At 37.2% G+C, this 17314-nt stretch carries 17 protein-coding genes; 7 read left to right on the forward strand and 10 right to left on the reverse strand.

Annotation, left to right across the window (positions count from 1 at the left end):
* Positions 1-9: 9 nt before the first annotated feature.
* The 9 genes from J8L85_RS12105 to J8L85_RS12145 all read right to left on the reverse strand — a co-directional run bounded on the left by J8L85_RS12105 (position 10) and on the right by J8L85_RS12145 (position 9948).
* Positions 10-2037 (reverse strand): VWA domain-containing protein, encoded by a 2028-nt coding sequence (locus tag J8L85_RS12105; protein WP_211017572.1) that lies wholly within the window; start codon positions 2035-2037, stop codon positions 10-12.
* Between the two features lie 73 nt (positions 2038-2110).
* A complete protein-coding gene (gene fabG, locus J8L85_RS12110; RefSeq protein WP_211017573.1) occupies positions 2111-2860 on the reverse strand; it encodes a 3-oxoacyl-[acyl-carrier-protein] reductase in 750 nt (249 codons plus the stop codon).
* 104 nt (positions 2861-2964) lie between these two features.
* The gene (gene sucD, locus J8L85_RS12115; protein WP_047245392.1) at positions 2965-3837 is read right to left on the reverse strand and encodes a succinate--CoA ligase subunit alpha; all 873 of its coding nucleotides are present in this window, start codon (positions 3835-3837) and stop codon (positions 2965-2967) included.
* Between the two features lie 69 nt (positions 3838-3906).
* Entirely contained in the window at positions 3907-4842 is a 936-nt protein-coding gene (locus tag J8L85_RS12120; RefSeq protein ID WP_211017574.1) for a UDP-3-O-(3-hydroxymyristoyl)glucosamine N-acyltransferase, read from the reverse strand.
* A gap of 11 nt (positions 4843-4853) precedes the next feature.
* On the reverse strand, positions 4854-5420 hold the full coding sequence (gene efp, locus J8L85_RS12125) for an elongation factor P (protein ID WP_211017576.1): 567 nt from the start codon (positions 5418-5420) through the stop codon (positions 4854-4856).
* A 63-nt stretch (positions 5421-5483) separates the two neighbouring features.
* A complete protein-coding gene (lpxA, locus tag J8L85_RS12130) occupies positions 5484-6269 on the reverse strand; it encodes an acyl-ACP--UDP-N-acetylglucosamine O-acyltransferase (RefSeq protein ID WP_211017578.1) in 786 nt (261 codons plus the stop codon).
* A gap of 9 nt (positions 6270-6278) precedes the next feature.
* Positions 6279-7676: a bifunctional UDP-3-O-[3-hydroxymyristoyl] N-acetylglucosamine deacetylase/3-hydroxyacyl-ACP dehydratase gene (locus tag J8L85_RS12135; protein ID WP_047245396.1), complete on the reverse strand. Its 1398-nt coding sequence runs from the start codon at positions 7674-7676 to the stop codon at positions 6279-6281.
* Positions 7677-7678: 2 nt separating this feature from the next.
* The gene (gene lpxD, locus J8L85_RS12140) at positions 7679-8695 is read right to left on the reverse strand and encodes a UDP-3-O-(3-hydroxymyristoyl)glucosamine N-acyltransferase (protein ID WP_211017580.1); all 1017 of its coding nucleotides are present in this window, start codon (positions 8693-8695) and stop codon (positions 7679-7681) included.
* 23 nt (positions 8696-8718) lie between these two features.
* On the reverse strand, positions 8719-9948 hold the full coding sequence (locus tag J8L85_RS12145) for an HD domain-containing protein (RefSeq protein ID WP_211017582.1): 1230 nt from the start codon (positions 9946-9948) through the stop codon (positions 8719-8721).
* Positions 9949-10077: 129 nt separating this feature from the next.
* On the opposite strand from J8L85_RS12145, the gene J8L85_RS12150 reads away from it, so the two are divergent.
* From J8L85_RS12150 to J8L85_RS12175, 6 genes are all read left to right on the forward strand, one after another.
* A complete protein-coding gene (locus tag J8L85_RS12150; protein ID WP_211017585.1) occupies positions 10078-11622 on the forward strand; it encodes a bifunctional response regulator/alkaline phosphatase family protein in 1545 nt (514 codons plus the stop codon).
* Positions 11623-11630: 8 nt separating this feature from the next.
* A complete protein-coding gene (gene tsaE, locus J8L85_RS12155; RefSeq protein WP_211017587.1) occupies positions 11631-12038 on the forward strand; it encodes a tRNA (adenosine(37)-N6)-threonylcarbamoyltransferase complex ATPase subunit type 1 TsaE in 408 nt (135 codons plus the stop codon).
* A gap of 215 nt (positions 12039-12253) precedes the next feature.
* A complete protein-coding gene (locus J8L85_RS12160) occupies positions 12254-12397 on the forward strand; it encodes a hypothetical protein (protein ID WP_211017589.1) in 144 nt (47 codons plus the stop codon).
* A gap of 171 nt (positions 12398-12568) precedes the next feature.
* Complete coding sequence (locus J8L85_RS12165; protein ID WP_247656648.1) at positions 12569-13162, forward strand: hypothetical protein; 594 nt, start codon at positions 12569-12571, stop codon at positions 13160-13162.
* Positions 13163-13270: 108 nt separating this feature from the next.
* On the forward strand, positions 13271-14470 hold the full coding sequence (locus tag J8L85_RS12170) for an alanine dehydrogenase (protein ID WP_211017593.1): 1200 nt from the start codon (positions 13271-13273) through the stop codon (positions 14468-14470).
* 69 nt (positions 14471-14539) lie between these two features.
* On the forward strand, positions 14540-14926 hold the full coding sequence (locus J8L85_RS12175; RefSeq protein ID WP_211017594.1) for a DUF4258 domain-containing protein: 387 nt from the start codon (positions 14540-14542) through the stop codon (positions 14924-14926).
* Between the two features lie 31 nt (positions 14927-14957).
* On the opposite strand, the gene J8L85_RS12180 is transcribed toward J8L85_RS12175, so the two are convergent.
* On the reverse strand, positions 14958-16124 hold the full coding sequence (locus J8L85_RS12180) for a proline dehydrogenase family protein (RefSeq protein ID WP_211017595.1): 1167 nt from the start codon (positions 16122-16124) through the stop codon (positions 14958-14960).
* Positions 16125-16242: 118 nt separating this feature from the next.
* Here J8L85_RS12180 and aroB point away from each other — a divergent pair, with 118 nt between their 5' ends.
* Entirely contained in the window at positions 16243-17304 is a 1062-nt protein-coding gene (aroB, locus tag J8L85_RS12185; RefSeq protein ID WP_211017596.1) for a 3-dehydroquinate synthase, read from the forward strand.
* The last annotated feature ends 10 nt before the right edge of the window (positions 17305-17314 follow it).

Here is a 17314-nt window from a genome sequence, read left to right on the forward strand (position 1 = left end):
TATTTTTGTTTAAGTTAATCCGTTATATTTTCTAATAAACCACTCTATAGTGAAGGATGACATAATCAATGCCAAGAGTATTCTGAAATCTATCAAAGATACAATATTTTCAGAGCTCTTTTGGATTGGTACAAAAACATCACTAGCAGAAAGCTCTTCGGGCAAATTAACATGATTGGCCGTAAAATAATTTTTGCCCCCGGTATTTTGTGCCAAGGTGGCCATCTTACGGTAATCACTGGAAATAAACTGTTTTTCCAAGTCAAAATCAGATATTACAAAATTACCTGTTTTAGAAACGTTTTCCTCACCTACATACACTTTAAAAGTATATGCGCCGGGTAATAAATTGGTTAAATCTACCTCATAGTATCCATTCTTTAATATCATGGGCAACGTTAGTTCCTTATCGGTTTCTTTATTTCTTACGTCAATGTTTATACTCGCATTTGGATCAAAAACAAACGTTTCATCAAAATAGGTTGCCGAGATCAAAGCGGTACTGCTTCCTTCGTACAAAGGACTATATTGTAAATTAAGTCTGTCTCTTTTTGAATTACCGGACATGTACCTCATTAACTTACCAAAGAACTTATCGAAATTTTGGAAATCGCCCCCATTTCTATACGATTGCATTCTCCATTTCCAAATACCAGAACCCGTCCATATAGCTTTTTTCCATGTATTATCATCAATAACGGTCAACATCGGAGAGTTGATATCCACTCCTCTAATTTCTGTATTTATGAGAATTTCATTAGACGTATTTATTGTCAATGGTCCGGCATCACTATATAAAGGAGGAAAATCGGTAATATCAAAATCGGTAATATCAAATTTGGAAAAAACGGTGTTCACCGTACCAAAAACTTCTTGAACGGGATACCCTATTTCTATATTAAAATCATTTTGAACCTTGTTCAGATAGTTATAATCGGTATTTACACCCGTAAAAACAATGTAATTACTTTGCCTGTTGGAAATAAATTCGAATATGTTATTGAAGGTGCTAGTAGGCTCGTATAACAAGAACAGATCCACTTCCTCTAACTGCTTTAATGTAGCGGTAGGCTTTAAAATTGTGACTTCTCGTTGCTCGTTGCTCTCAATTGCCTTTTTAAGGGTGCCTAAATCTGGGTGTAGAACATTAGAAATTAAGGCAATACTCGTTTTTTCGTCAATTACCTCTACCGTGGCCTCCCTTGTATTGTTTATGAGGTTTTTTTCATTCGCCAGGGCCTCGACACTGACTACAATACTCTTTATACCCACACTATTGGCATCGATGGTGGTTTCAATTGTTTTAAGATTATTGGATTTTGACAAATTTACCTTTTCGGTAAAAACATTTTTACCGTTCACACGAATGCTTACGTTCGTAGAAACACTACCTTCCCCTTGATAGGTAACATAGGTTTCTAAAGGATATTTATTTTTTAAGAAAGCAAATTTGTTCGTATTTATGTTACCGATACCTACGTCTTCATATCTCGTAGTATCGCCCACCGTAATAGTATATACGGGATTTTTACTGTTGTCAGGATTAAAGGTGTAATCGCGGCCAATAGTTTGATTACCGTCCGATATAAGGACAAAGGCCGTTTTTTTCCTTTTATATACTTCTTGTAGGGCACTAAGCGACCTGTTTATATCAGTAAATTTCTCTTTATAATCTAAGCTATCACCGGACTTTAAATTCTCACCAAAGGTGTAGGTCTCTACATTGAACCTGTCCATGATGTTTTCTGAACTTTTAAAGGTTGAAAGTATGGCCTGTAACTCATCATCATTTTGTTTTACGGAGGATGAATTATCGACCAATAAAACCAAATTTGGTTTTTCTATTGAATAGGTAGTTTTTGAAAATTTGGGGTTAATAATCAATAATAAAATCGAAAAAACACCCAAAAATCTTAGAAAGGATAATACATAAATGAGTTTACCTTTCTTTTTTTTCTTAAAAACATATTGAAACAGCGACACCCCTATAGCTACTAGTGCAGCCAGTATAATAAGCAATACTGTTTCAGTTTGCATTTAAAAGCTTATTCAGAATTAGTAATTATCACCATAGTAAATAGCATATGCCCTACCCTAGAACCGATAAAGGCTAGGTAAGCATTCCACCGTCTACATTTAATACCTGCCCAGTCACATAAGATGACAGATCAGAAGCAAAAAATAGGCAAGCATTGGCAATATCCTCGGTAGAACCACCTCTTTTTAACGGTATGCCATCTCTCCAGCCCTGTACTGTCTTTTCATCTAACTTAGCGGTCATTTCCGTTTCTATAAATCCAGGGGCTATTGCGTTGCAACGAATGTTTCTAGATCCTAATTCCAGGGCAATTGATTTAGTAAAACCGATCATACCCGCTTTTGAAGCCGCATAATTGGCTTGGCCGGCATTTCCTTTTACCCCTACCACACTGCTCATATTTATAATAGAACCTTTACGTTGTTTCAGAAAAGTTCTCTGGGCAGCTTTTGTCATGTTAAAAACCGACTTAAGGTTAATATCTATAACCTGATCAAAATCGGCCTCTGACATTCGCATAAGAAGATTGTCCTTAGTGATACCTGCATTATTGATCAAAACATCTATGGTGCCGTCAAAATCGTTTAGTACATCGGCAATTAATTTTTCGGCCTCTTCATAACTGGCAGCATTGCTTTTATATGCTTTTGCTTTTACCCCCATACCTTTTAGCTCTTCCTCCAGCTCTAAAGCAGGGGCTTCGCTGGCACTATAAGTAAATGCTATATTGGCACCATGTTGAGCAAAAACTTTGGCAATACCTTTTCCGATTCCACGACTGGCACCTGTAATAATTACGTTTTTTCCTTCTAACAATTTCATCTGATCACTATTTGTAAGGTCTTATGTCAAATATAAGTTTTGTTTGATATATAGGCGAAAAAAAATCCCGTAAGAACGGGATTTTAGTATATTTTTATAGGATACTATCCCATTACTTCTTTTACTTTAGCTCCGATTTCGGCAGGAGAATCAACTACATGAATACCATGTTCTCTCATGATTTTCTTTTTAGCTTGTGCCGTATCGTCACTACCCCCTACGATAGCTCCGGCGTGTCCCATAGTTCTACCTGCAGGTGCGGTTTCACCGGCGATAAATCCTACGACCGGTTTTTTACTTCCGCTTTCTTTGTACCATTTTGCGGCATCGGCTTCTAACTGACCACCTATTTCACCGATCATAACCACACATTCCGTTTCTGGATCATTGATCAAAAGCTCAACAGCTTCTTTTGTAGTGGTGCCAATAATAGGGTCACCACCAATACCAATGGCCGTTGTAATACCCAACCCTTGTCTAACCACTTGATCGGCAGCCTCATAAGTTAAAGTACCCGATTTAGAAACGATTCCTATATTTCCTTTCTTAAAAACAAACCCTGGCATAATACCTACTTTTGCCTCACCTGGAGTAATTACTCCTGGACAGTTAGGGCCTATCAATCTACAATCCTTATCTTTTAAGTAATTGGCAACCATTACCATATCGGCAACAGGTATACCTTCTGTAATAGTAATAATAACTTTGATTCCCGCATTGGCGGCTTCCATGATAGCATCTGCAGCAAATGCAGGCGGTACAAATATAATGGTCGTATCCGCTCCTACTTTTTCAACAGCTTCGCTAACCGTATTAAAAACAGGCTTCCCTAAATGTTCTTGTCCACCTTTACCAGGTGTTACACCACCAACAATGTTAGTTCCGTACTCGATCATCTGTTCGGCATGAAAAGTACCTTCACTTCCTGTAAATCCTTGTACAATTATTTTGGAATCCTTATTTACTAAAACGCTCATACTTCTGTTTGGTTTTTATTTCTACGCAAAAATATATGTTTGTCAATGAATACTAAAGAATTCTTCTTCTTATTTATTCTCTAGTTTTTTAATTATATCCGGAATTTTCTTGATATATGCCAATTGTTTTAATTTTTCCCTGGACTCTTCTATGGGAGTGCCAAAATAACTTTTACCACCAGCTACGGATTTTGTGACTCCCGTTTGTCCCATAACCACAGACTTTTTACCGATCGTAATTCCGCTGTTGGTACCTACTTGGCCCCAAAGGGTAACCTCGTCCTCTATAATGACGCAGCCTGCAATGCCGGTCTGTGAAGCAATAAGGCATTTTTTACCAATAACCGTGTCATGACCCACATGCACTTGATTATCGATCTTTGTGCCCTCACCAATAGTAGTATCTCCGGTAACACCACGGTCTATGGTACATAATGCACCAAGGTCTACATTGTCTTTTATGACGACCCTACCGCCCGATAATAATTTATCGAAACCTTCTGGTCTGTTCTTGTAATAGAAAGCATCGGCCCCAAGCACACTTCCGGCATGTATGGTGACGTTGTCTCCTATAATACAATTGTCATATATGGATACATTGGAATGAATTTTACAATTATCACCTATAACAACATTGTTCCCTATGAATACATTGGGTTGTATTACGGTATTCTTGCCAATTTTAGCCGAATCTGAAATAGCACTGCTAGATGAGACAAAAGGACTAAAATAACGGGTTAACTTATTAAAATCACGAAACGGGTCTTCCGAAATTAAAAGCGCCTTACCTTCAGGGCAATCTACCTTTTTGTTTATTAAAACAATGGTAGCCTTTGAGGTCAGGGCCTTATCATAATATTTTGGGTGGTCTACAAAAACTATATCGCCTTCTTCCACCACATGAATTTCATTCATTCCCAGAACTGGAAAATCATGAGGCCCCACGTACTCTGAATTTATAATTTCAGCTATCTGGTTCAGCGTAAATGTCGTCGGAAATCTCAAAGAACGAAATTTTATTCTTTAACCCTTTCCATATAGGAACTGGTCGAAGTGTCTATTTTAATTTTATCGCCCTCATTAATAAATAATGGAACATTTACTTCCGCTCCCGTTTCCACTTTTGCAGGTTTGGTAGCGTTGGTGGCAGTATTACCCTTAACACCAGGCTCTGTGTAAGTTACCTCTAAGACAACACTGGCTGGCATATCTACGGATAAAGGCATACTGTCTTCGGTATTGAACATAATTTTAACCACTTCTCCTTCTTTTAATAGCCCAGGAGCATCCAAGGCACTTTCTTGAAGGGTGATTTGGTTATAATCGTCCGTATTCATAAAATGATACGTTTCTCCTTCGGCATATAAAAATTGATACGATCTTGTCTCTACACGTACGTCATCAATTTTATGACCTGCAGAAAACGTGTTGTCCAAAACTTTACCGGTAGACACACTTTTTAACTTTGTTCGTACAAAAGCCGGACCTTTACCCGGTTTTACGTGTAAGAACTCTATAATTTTATAAATGTCATTATTATATCTAATGCACAATCCTTTTCTAATATCTGATGTAGATGCCATTTTGCTTAAAACTTAATTATTAAAATAGTCGCCATAACCATGGCTTACATTTTTTGTTTATCCTTAATTATTACTAAAATATCCTTTCATAATACCCCTTTGCGAGTCTCTTATGAACTGAAGAATTTCATCCCTTTCTGGGGTGGCCTCCATTTCGGCCTCTATTATTTGTGCCGCTTGGGTATTATTATAACTCTTTTGATATAAGATACGATAGATATTTTGTATTTCGCGTATTTTTTCTGATTGAAAGCCCCTTCGTCTAAGACCTACGGAATTAATACCTACATATGACAAAGGTTCCCTTGCCGCCTTTACATACGGGGGCACATCTTTTCTTACCAAAGAACCTCCCGTAACAAAAGCATGCTGGCCAATAGATACAAATTGATGTACGGCCACTAAACCTGCTAAAATTACATTGTCGCCAATGGTAACATGCCCGGCCAATGTAGAATTATTTGAAAATATACAATTATCACCTACTACACAGTCATGTGCTACATGGCAATAGGCCATTATCAAACAGTTTTTTCCTATAACCGTTTTCATCCTATCAGAAGTACCTTTGTGTATGGTAGCACATTCGCGAATGGTGGTTCCATCTCCAATGATTACCGTAGTCTCCTCTCCTTCATATTTCAAATCTTGTGGAGAAGCGGAAATAACCGCTCCGGGAAAGATATTACAGTTTTTGCCAATTCTAGCGCCTTCCATAATAGTAACATTAGAACCGATCCATGTGCCATCTCCAATGGTTACATTGTTATGGATGGTGGTAAAAGGCTCTATCACAACATTTTTTGCGATTTTAGCGCCTGGGTGAACATAGGCAAGAGGTTGATTCATGCTACTATTTTATTTTGATTTAACTATTTGTGCCATTAGTTCCGCTTCTGAAACCAATTTATCATTGGCATAGGCATAGGCTTGCATATGACATATTCCTCTACGTATGGGAGATATTAAATCACATTTAAAAATCAACGTATCGCCTGGAAGTACTTGTCTTTTAAATTTCACATTGTCCATTTTCATGAAAAATGTCAAATAATTTTCTGGATCTGGCACCGTGCTCAACACAAGAATTCCTCCTGTTTGGGCCATTGCCTCTACCTGTAGAACACCCGGCATTACCGGTGCCCCGGGGAAATGACCTACGAAAAAAGGCTCGTTCATGGTCACATTCTTAACCCCTACTACATGGGAGTCGGACAACTCAAGAATCTTATCCACCAATAAAAAGGGAGGTCTGTGGGGCAACATGTTCATGATTTGAGTAACATCCATTAAAGGTTTTTGGGTCAAATCGTATTGAGGAACATTGTTGCGACGTTCCAATTTTATGATCTTAGATATTTTTTTCGCAAATTGTGTATTCACAAAATGCCCAGGTTTACTAGCTATAACCTTACCTCGTATTCTGGTTCCTATTAGGGCCAAATCACCTATTATATCCAACAACTTATGTCTTGCGGCTTCATTTGGGTGATGTAAAGTCAGGTTGTCTAAAATACCATTTGGCTTAACAGAAAGTTTCTTTTTGTTAAACGCTTTTTCTAACTTTTTCATAGTAGCTTCGGAAATTTCCTTATCTACATATACTATGGCATTATTTAGGTCCCCTCCTTTAATCAGTCCATTTTCCAAAAGCATTTCCAGCTCATGTAAAAAACTAAAAGTACGGGCATCCGCTATTTCTTCTTTAAAATCTGATAATTTTTCCAGATTTGCATTTTGGGTACCAAGAACCTTGGTGCCAAAATCTACCATTGTAGTAATCTGATATTCATGTGAAGGTATGATCGTAATCTCACTTCCGCTAGCTTCATCCCTATAAGAAATAACATCTTTTACAACATATTCTTCTCTATAAGCATCTTGTTCTACGATTCCCGCTTCTTCCAATGCTTCCACAAAAAACTTTGAGGATCCATCCATAATAGGAGGTTCTGGAGAATCCAATTCTATAAGAACATTATCAATTTCCAAACCTACAAGTGCCGCCAAGACGTGCTCCGATGTTTGAATTTTGACGCCATTTTTCTCTAAATTGGTACCTCTTTGGGTGTTTACCACATAATTGGCATCGGCCTCGATTACGGGTGTACCCTCCAAATCTACACGCTTAAAAGCGTACCCATGATTTTCTGGAGCTGGCAAAAATTTAACAGTAACATTGCCTCCTGTATGTAATCCAACTCCGGTCAATGAGACCTCTTTATTTATTGTTCGTTGTTTAAATGCTGTTTTCATCGTCAGTCCTTATTTTCCAAGTTGTCGATTCTACTAATAATTTTAGGTAAGTTTTTAAAGTGTACGTAAGATTTATTGTAATCTCCGTAATTAAGCGCCGGAGACCCCTGCAACACCTCGTTATCCTTAACATTTCTGCCAATTCCTGATTGGGCCTGTATTTTTACATTGTCCCCTATAACTATGTGGCCAACGATACCCACTTGACCACCGATCATACAATGCTTTCCAATTTTAGCGGAACCCGCAATACCTGTTTGCGCAGCAATTACCGTATGTTCACCGATTTCTACATTGTGGGCGATCTGAATTTGATTATCCAACTTCACCCCTTTTCTTAATATTGTAGAACCCAAGGTCGCCCTGTCTATCGTAGTTCCCGCTCCAACATCAACGTTGTCCTCAAGAATTACATTACCGGTCTGGGGCACTTTTGTAAATTCACCTTGTTCATTGGGGGCGAAACCAAAGCCATCAGCACCAATGATAACTCCGCTATTAATAACACAATTATTACCGATAACCGTTTCCGAGTAAATTTTTGCGCCCGCAAAAATAACCACATTATCACCGATGGTTACATTATCTCCAATATATACGTTAGGATATATTTTAACATTGTCACCTATAACAACCTTGTTGCCTAGATATGCAAAGGCTCCTAAATACAGATTCTCTCCGTGTACTACCGAATCGGCTTTAAAAACGGGCTCCTCAATACCGACCTTATTATTCTTTACTTCATTATAATATTCCAAAAGTTTTGAAAAAGACTTATAGGCATCCTCTACCTTTATAAGGGTAGTGTTTAGTTCCTGATCGGGAACAAAGTCTTTGTTCACTATAGTGACCGAAGCTTTTGTCTTATATATAAAAGAAGTATATTTCGGATTTGCCAAAAAGGTCAAAGACCCTTTTTCTCCTTCCTCAATCTTTGCAAGTTTATGAACGGCTATCTCTGGATTTCCATGTACTTCACCTTCTAAAATACCTGCAATTTGACCTGCTGTAAATACCATGGGCACAAATGTAAGAAAAATTGTTAAACGGCTTCTTTTGGGTAACAGATATAATATTTGGTAACGGTATTGGAAAGGGCATTTAAATTTAAATGATCTGATAATTTTGCCACATCCACAATTTTACCGTTTTTTCTAAGAATGTTAATATTCTGATGCTTACGGTTGTAAGCCCTGTTTTCCAGTTTTCCCGTAAACACAAAATAAGATATTTCATCCTCGTTTTTTAAACCAAACCTTTGTTGCACCTTTTTCTTTTTGCTTTCCAACTTTTTCTTGGTTATCGGCTCTTTACGAACTTTAATATGTAATAATTTGCGGTCTATTAACATTTGACATAACGTGGACAACACAAAATCATCTGAGTTTTGCCACTCTTTAACAGCGGACAAAATATCTATATCGTCCAATTTCGAAAATTGGTCTAGTACTTGACAGTCAAAATTATCCACACGAACCTCGTTCAACAAAAAATACATCAATGCACTACTGGCATTTAATCGATGGTTTTTATCCAACAAAAACCTGGCCCTCTTTAAAATACTGATCAAAATCTGTTCGGCCACTACCGAGGTCTTATGTAAATAGACTTGCCAATACATAAATCTACGGGCCATCAAGAATTTTTCTACCGAATAAATTCCTTTTTCTTCAAGTACCAAATTTCCGTCCACTACATTTAACATCGTAATTAAACGATCTGCATTGGTATTGCCCTCGGCAACCCCTGTATAAAAACTATCTCGTTTAAGATAGTCTAAACGGTCCATATCCAATTGACTGGATACTAACTGGTTTAAAAATCTTTTAGGGTGTTTTCCCGTAAATATTTCGATCGCCAGTGTTAATTTGCCATCGAACTTTCTATTCAGCTCGTGCATAAATTGAAGAGAAATATGCTCATGGCTTATATCTTTTACGATACTATGTTCCATAGCATGGGAAAAGGGACCATGCCCAATATCGTGCAGTAGAATGGCGCATAATAATCCTATTTCCTCTTCCTCGGAAATATCAACAGCCTTATAACGTAAGGCCAAAATTGCTTTTTGCATCAAGTACATACACCCCAATGCATGGTGAAACCTTGTATGATGAGCCCCTGGATAGACCAAATAGGAAAGCCCCATTTGAGATATTCGTCGTAACCGTTGAAAATAAGGATCAGCGATCAAATCGAAAATCAAATCATTAGGGATTCTAATAAATCCGTAAATTGGATCATTAAATATTTTTAGCTTGTTGTATTTCATTAAAAACACAGTAGTTATTCAGAAAGTCCCCAAAGTTATGCAATTGTAATTACTCATACAGGGCCTTTAAGAATAGTTTTTACCAATGATACCATATTAATACAAGCTTATAGACAATAAATTTCTTAAATGAACAAGATAAAAATACTTTGGGTAGATGATGAAGTGGACCTTTTAAAACCACACATCTTATTTTTAGAGAACAAGAACTATGAGGTTATTACCTCGAAAAGCGGCCAAGAAGCTTTAGAGGAATTGAGGAGAACTCAGGTAGACATAGTCTTTTTAGATGAGAACATGCCAGGTATTTCCGGATTGGAAACCTTAAGCGAAATTAAACTCATAGACTCGTCTTTACCGGTGATTATGATAACTAAAAGTGAGGAAGAGTTTATCATGGAAGAAGCCATCGGTTCTAAAATAGCGGACTATTTAATTAAACCCGTAAACCCGAACCAGATATTGCTTGCCCTTAAAAAAAGTTTGGACCACTCTAGATTGGTGTCGGAAAAAACTACCAGTAACTACCAACAAGAATTTAGAAAGATAGCCATGGACATGTCTATGGTGAACACTTATGAAGAATGGGAAGAACTATATAAAAAGCTTATTTATTGGGAGCTACAACTTGAAGAGATAGAAGACAGCGGAATGTTCGAAATTCTTGAATCCCAAAAAGTGGAGGCCAACAATCAATTTGGTAAATTCATAGACCAGAATTACGCCGATTGGTTTACAGATCCAGGCGCGCCGGTTATGTCACACACCCTTTTCAAAAAGTGGATAGCCCCCGAAATAAAGGATCAAAAAACATTGTTGGTGGTAGTGGACAATCTTCGCTACGACCAGTGGTATGCTTTTGAAGAGACGGTAGGTTCCTTTTATAAAAAGAACAAAGAAAAGTCATATTGCAGTATTTTGCCTACAGCCACCCAATATGCTAGAAATGCCATATTTTCTGGACTCACACCGCTGGATATGGAAAAAAAATATCCGGATTGGTGGAAAAACGATACCGAAGAAGGAGGCAAAAACTTATATGAGGATAAATTTTTAGAAGAACAACTTCGCCGTCTTGGGTGCGACATAAAATGGGACTATCACAAAATCAGCAGCTTAAAACAAGGGAAACATCTTTCACAAAATTTTAAATCGCAAAAAGATAACGACCTCACGGTAATTGTATATAATTTTGTGGACATGTTATCACATTCCAAAACGGAAATGGAGGTAATAAAAGAATTGGCATCCAATGATAAGGCTTATAGGTCCCTTACCCAAAGCTGGTTCAAGAATTCGCCCTTATTAGAAATAATCCAGCAGGCCCAAGCCATGGGACTAAAGCTTATAATAACGACCGATCATGGCACCATTAACGTAAAATCCCCCTCAAAAGTGGTAGGTGACAGAGACACAAGCTTAAATTTAAGATATAAGACCGGTCGAAGCTTAAGTTATGAAGAGAAGGATGTAATGGCCGCCAAAGATCCAAAATCTATTTTTCTTCCAAGTATAAACGTTAGCAGTTCTTTTATTTTTGCGAAGAACGATCTTTTCTTTGCCTACCCCAACAACTACAACCATTATGTTAGTTATTATAGAAACACATATCAACATGGAGGGGTATCCTTAGAAGAAATGATCGTACCTTTTATTGTCTTATCACCAAAATAGTTTTTTTGATGGAATTAATTTATTCTGAAAGCGAGATTCAAGAAGTAGCAAAAAAAATAATAGCCAATATTTCAAACAAAACGGTAGCATTCTATGCCCCTATGGGAGCGGGAAAAACGACATTGATAACAGCTATTATTAAAGAACTCGGTAGTATGGACAAAGTAAGTAGTCCAACCTTTGGGCTCGTTAACGAATACGCCGACCAAAAGGGAGATCTGTTGGCATATCATTTCGATTTCTACCGTTTAAAAGATGAAATTGAAGCATTGGATATGGGGATTGAAGATTATTTTGATACCGATGTCTGGATATTTATGGAGTGGCCAGATAAAATACCATCGTTTTTACCTACAGATGCGACCAACGTGAAAATTGAAATTTTGGATACCAACAAACGCAAAATAACCTTTTAAAACGATGGTACACACAGTACGTTTGTAGGACAAAAGAAAAGCACATCGTTTTCCAATCGTTTTTATTGTTTTTTTTCGACGAAAGACCGAAAAATCGACTAATTGCTTGATTTTTACGTTAAAAGGTGCATTTTTTACGTTTAAAAACATTTTTTTTGTACATTTTTTCTTACGTTTGTAATGAGATAAAATTAGTGTTTAACCAAAAACCCCTAATGAAAATGAAAAACAAAAGAACATTTTTAGCATCAATCGCTTTAGGTCTTTTTCTTTTAGCCACCGTAGCACCAACCGTTACAATTGGTGATGATGTTAATGGAATCAAAAAAGGTAGTGTGAAACCACACGGAAGAAGATAAAACATTACTACCTAACTAATTTTAAGAGCAACTTGAAAAAGTTGCTTTTTTTTATACTTAAAAGCCATTTTCTTCGTTGACATTATTCAGTAATACACAGAGAGAGCTATAGTAATGTCAAAGAAGGTCAGGATTAAGAAAAAAATAATAATCGAGTCAATAATTGTTTTCTTGATTGCTATTACTCCGTTCTTGTTTAAGTTTTACGATTACCTACCCAAAGAAGAAAATTCGGAATATAGCATACTTGGTATTACCATAGGAAGCAATGGTTTTGACAGTGTTTCCACCTATGTGTGGTTTATGATGGGGAAAATAATTCCTCTATATCTATTGATTTTATGGTTTTTGACATCGAAAGACTGGTGGTATCATATTTTGATCATACCAATAGCGATGTACTCCTTTCAAATATTTGAAGAGTGGTTTTCTTCCGATAGCAACCATGTTGTGGTCGACAGCAAAAATATTCTATGGTTATTACCGGTTTGCATGGTAGTAATCCCTTTCGTTTACTTTATAAGGGTAAAATTATACGACAAATATGTTCATGGAATAGACCTAGAAGCTATAGAACAAGAACTTAACCAGTTAAAAACGGATACATCCGAAAACAAGGAAGAGGAAGCTTTAAAAAAAAATGACGGTTTTGAAAACCAAGAACCTCTTTTAAAAGAAAGAACTCTCAAATTATCTACTAATAAGATCGAGCAAATTTTAAAACAATTACAAACCAGACTTCAAAGTTTGCTTCATATCAGATAGGCCCTAAAACATAATTGTCCATATTTCAAATTCAAATATTCCAATTTATCTAAAAATTGTACATTTGAGATAAGGATCTATAAGTCCTTATTTATATAGTGTCGATATATGAACGAACCATCTTCTCCCTTTAGTAAGCTACAATTAATACCTCAAGAAGAAACCCTTGAGATTCTAAAGCAAAAAGGAGAGCTTTATATCGGGCTTCCGAAAGAAAACCAATATCAAGAAAAGCGTATTTGTCTTACTCCGGATGCGGTGAATGCGATAACGGCTAACGGTCATCGGGTACTGATAGAATCCGGTGCCGGTGAAGGCGCCCATTTCTCAGATTCAGATTATGTTGCAGCTGGGGGAGAAATTACCAGAGACACCAAAAAAGTATTTTCGTGTCCCCTGCTCTTAAAAGTGGAACCCCCTACCCTGGCAGAAATCGACATGATGAATCCTCAAACGACCATTATTTCTGCCTTACAAATAAAAACGCAGGATAAGTCGTATTTTGAGAAATTGGCTAAAAAAAGAATAACAGCCATTGCCTTTGAATATATAAGGGATGAAGACGGAAAATATCCGGCCGTAAGATCTCTAAGTGAAATAGCTGGTATATCATCGGTTTTGATAGCATCTGAATTGATGGCGGCCACAAACAAGGGAAACGGACTCATGTTCGGCAATATTAGTGGAGTACCGCCTGTAGAAGTTGTTATAATCGGTGCCGGAACCGTTGGGGAATATGCGGCAAGATCGGCTATTGGGTTAGGTGCCAATATTAAGGTCTTTGACAACTCTATAACCAAACTAAGAAAAATACAGACCAATCTTAAACAAACCATATACACTTCTACCATTCAGCCAAAAAATCTATTAAAGGCCTTAAAGAGATGTGATGTAGCCATTGGTGCGATTAGAGGTGAAGACAGGGCCCCTGTAGTAGTTACCAGTACCATGGTGGAACACATGAAGAAAGGAGCCGTTATTATCGACGTAAGTATAGACACCGGCGGATGTTTTGAGACGAGCGAAGTAACCAACCACCACAAACCTATTATAGAAAAATACGGGGTTATACATTACGGTGTTCCGAATATTCCATCCAGATACCCGAAAACCGCTTCAGTTTCCATTAGTAATATTTTTACACCTTACTTGTTAAAAATTGGCGAGGACGGAGGTTTGGAAAACTCGCTCCGGTTCGACAAGGGGTTAAGAAACGGACTATACATGTACCACGGTATTTTAACCAATAAATTTGTTGGGGAGTGGTATGACCTACAATACAGCGATATCAACTTTTTGATTTTTTAGATTTTTGGGGCCAAACTTCCTATATCAGTTTTAAAGCTATAATTTTGCGGAATTATTTTTGGTGATATTATGGCATTTTTAAAACGTTTGGGTTTTTATTTATTCGGTTTGTCCGTAGGATTAATTTTTCTTTCCATGTTCTTAAAAAAGAAATCGGAGGAAACCGGTGTTTCTTTTTGTTATCTACCTAATTGCAGAACATTAAAGGATATCCGTTCTAAACCAATGTATTATTCCGACGATGTTAGCGAGCAGTTGGCGAAAAAAGAGATAGATTCTTTAGATATTACCTATTTGCTAAATGAAGGGGACGTCGACTTTAGTAAAAGTGACACAAAATCGGTGCCCTGTAAAACTTATATTATAGAGGGGGCCATAAAAGAGAAAGAGGTTCAGATAGTCGTAAAAAACTGTAGCAACAAAGCTACGGTCGAAAGTATTACATCAAAACAATAAAAATAACCTCTTCCCCTTTTTGTTTTTTATCTTATATTTTTCTTCTTTTTCTTTCTTTTTTCAAAAGAGATAACTCTCTACTGGTTTGCCCAGCGACAGAAGTATTCTCTTCCGCCCTACGAATAAGGTATGGCATAACGTCCCGCACAGGTCCGAAAGGTAAATATTTGGCAACGTTATAACCATTATCGGCCAAGTTAAAGGATATGTGGTCGCTCATTCCATACAATTGCCCAAACCAAATACGCTCGTCATCTTTATCAATTCCACTTTCCGCCATCAATTCCATTAGTTTGTAACAGCTTGCCTCGTTATGGGTGCCAGAAAAAATAGAAATATGATCTAGGTTGTCTACAATATAACGTACCGTGGCATCAAAGTTTTCGTCGGTCGCCTTTTTTGATGCGCATATTGGAGAAGGGTAGCCTTTTTCTTCTGCGCGCTCGTTCTCTTTTTCCATATAAGCTCCGCGTACGACCTTTACCCCTATTTTAAAACCATCTCTCATGGCACGTTCTTGCAACTTTTTCAAATAGTCCAACCTGTCCCACCTATAGGTTTGTAAGGTGTTGAATACTACAGGCTTCTTTTTGTTATACTTACGCATCATTTCCTCTGCCAAATCATCCGCAGCATCTTGCATCCAACTTTCTTCCCCGTCTATTAAAAGGGCAACATCCAAATCGTAGGCTTTTTTACATACTTTATCGTATCTCTCAACGACTCTTTGCCATTCTGCCTCTTCCTTTTCATTAAGCTTTTTGCCTTTCCCTATTTTTTGAAACAACGCAAATCTTCCAAACCCGGTAGGTTTAAAAACAGCAAAGGGAATAGCTTCCTTTTCCTTGACAAAATCAAGAATCTTTAATATTATTTCGGTAGCGTTGTCCAAGGGGTCTTCTTCATCCTTTCCTTCCACAGAATAGTCCAATACCGAACACACACGTTTTTGATACATTTTATCCACTACCGGCAAACAGTCCTCTTCGTTTATTCCGCCACAAAAGTGATCAAATACCGTAGCTCTAATCAATCCATCAACAGGAAGATGGGCCTTAAGGGCAAAATTGGTCATCGCGGTGCCTATTTTCACTAAAGGTTCGTTCGCTATCATTTTGAACAAAAAATAAGCTCTTTCTAGTTCAGAATCCGTCTTTAAGGAAAAAGCTGTTTCAGTATTCTCGAAAATACCCTCCATTCTTAAAACATTTTTTTACCCACCAAATATAAACACAGAATTTCTATTCTTATGATTAAAATTACCTTTATTTTGTGCCTTGAAATTTATTTAACCGGGAATATAAAATCGAACACCAATGCAGTCTATAGTTTCTGATTCTTATGCAGTACATTTTAACGAAACATCTTACCAAGAGCTGAACTCTCATTTAAAAACAAAGGGATATTCTACCATTTTTATTCTGGTGGACGAAAACACCCATGAACTGTGCCTTCCCCAATTTATGGCTGAGATATCTGGAGAGTATCATTTTGAAATTATAGAAATAGCATCGGGTGAAGAACATAAGACTATAGACACTTGTGTCGGGGTCTGGGAAGCTTTATCTGAACTCGGCGCCGATAGAAAAAGCTTAATGATCAACCTAGGTGGTGGTGTTTTAACCGATTTAGGTGGTTTTGTGGCTTCTACCTTTAAAAGAGGAATTGATTTTATAAATGTCCCCACTACCCTACTATCTATGGTAGATGCTTCCGTTGGAGGTAAAACGGGGGTAGATCTAGGAAACCTTAAGAACCAGATAGGTGTTATCAACCAGCCACAAATGGTACTGATCGTTACCGATTTTTTAGAGACTTTAGAAGAACGACAGGTAAAAAGCGGATTCGCCGAAATGTTGAAACACGGTCTGATCAAAGACAGTAACTATTGGCACGCATTGAAACGGGCAAAATCCCTTTCCGAATTAAAAGAACACATATACACATCGGTAGAGATAAAGAACAATGTTGTATTACAAGACCCTACCGAACAAAACATTAGAAAAATATTAAACTACGGCCATACATTGGGCCATGCGATCGAATCATATTTTTTAGAAAATCAGGAAAAGAAAACACTTCTTCATGGTGAGGCCATAGCTATTGGTATGATTCTCGAAGGGTATTTATCGAATAAATTAACGGGACTAAACACTGAAGAGCTAAAGAATATTAAAGAGACATTTTTGAATTATTACGATAAGATATCCTTTACTAAAAATGATATTGAAAAAATAATAGCTCTTTTAAAGTACGATAAGAAAAATTCCCATGGGAATATTAACTTTGTTTTACTTAAAGCGATTGGAGAAACACAGACCGATGTGCGAATAGAACCCGATTTGTATTCCGAAGCTTTTGCTTACTACATGGAATAAAAACTTTATA

Source organism: Maribacter sp. MMG018, from assembly GCF_018100785.1.
In the GTDB taxonomy this organism is placed as follows: Bacteria; Bacteroidota; Bacteroidia; order Flavobacteriales; family Flavobacteriaceae; genus Maribacter.

Coding starts and splice junctions, on each gene's coding strand:
- J8L85_RS12135 (WP_047245396.1), bottom strand. CDS start 7,676: ATGAAAACAGCATTTAAACAACGAACAATAAATAAAGAGGTCTCATTG.
- lpxA (WP_211017578.1), bottom strand. CDS start 6,269: ATGAATCAACCTCTTGCCTATGTTCACCCAGGCGCTAAAATCGCAAAA.
- J8L85_RS12150 (WP_211017585.1), top strand. CDS start 10,078: ATGAACAAGATAAAAATACTTTGGGTAGATGATGAAGTGGACCTTTTA.
- J8L85_RS12180 (WP_211017595.1), bottom strand. CDS start 16,124: ATGGAGGGTATTTTCGAGAATACTGAAACAGCTTTTTCCTTAAAGACG.
- tsaE (WP_211017587.1), top strand. CDS start 11,631: ATGGAATTAATTTATTCTGAAAGCGAGATTCAAGAAGTAGCAAAAAAA.
- sucD (WP_047245392.1), bottom strand. CDS start 3,837: ATGAGCGTTTTAGTAAATAAGGATTCCAAAATAATTGTACAAGGATTT.
- J8L85_RS12170 (WP_211017593.1), top strand. CDS start 13,271: ATGAACGAACCATCTTCTCCCTTTAGTAAGCTACAATTAATACCTCAA.
- fabG (WP_211017573.1), bottom strand. CDS start 2,860: ATGAAATTGTTAGAAGGAAAAAACGTAATTATTACAGGTGCCAGTCGT.
- J8L85_RS12160 (WP_211017589.1), top strand. CDS start 12,254: ATGAAAATGAAAAACAAAAGAACATTTTTAGCATCAATCGCTTTAGGT.
- J8L85_RS12105 (WP_211017572.1), bottom strand. CDS start 2,037: ATGCAAACTGAAACAGTATTGCTTATTATACTGGCTGCACTAGTAGCT.
- lpxD (WP_211017580.1), bottom strand. CDS start 8,695: ATGGTATTTACAGCAGGTCAAATTGCAGGTATTTTAGAAGGTGAAGTA.
- J8L85_RS12145 (WP_211017582.1), bottom strand. CDS start 9,948: ATGAAATACAACAAGCTAAAAATATTTAATGATCCAATTTACGGATTT.
- aroB (WP_211017596.1), top strand. CDS start 16,243: ATGCAGTCTATAGTTTCTGATTCTTATGCAGTACATTTTAACGAAACA.
- J8L85_RS12175 (WP_211017594.1), top strand. CDS start 14,540: ATGGCATTTTTAAAACGTTTGGGTTTTTATTTATTCGGTTTGTCCGTA.
- efp (WP_211017576.1), bottom strand. CDS start 5,420: ATGGCATCTACATCAGATATTAGAAAAGGATTGTGCATTAGATATAAT.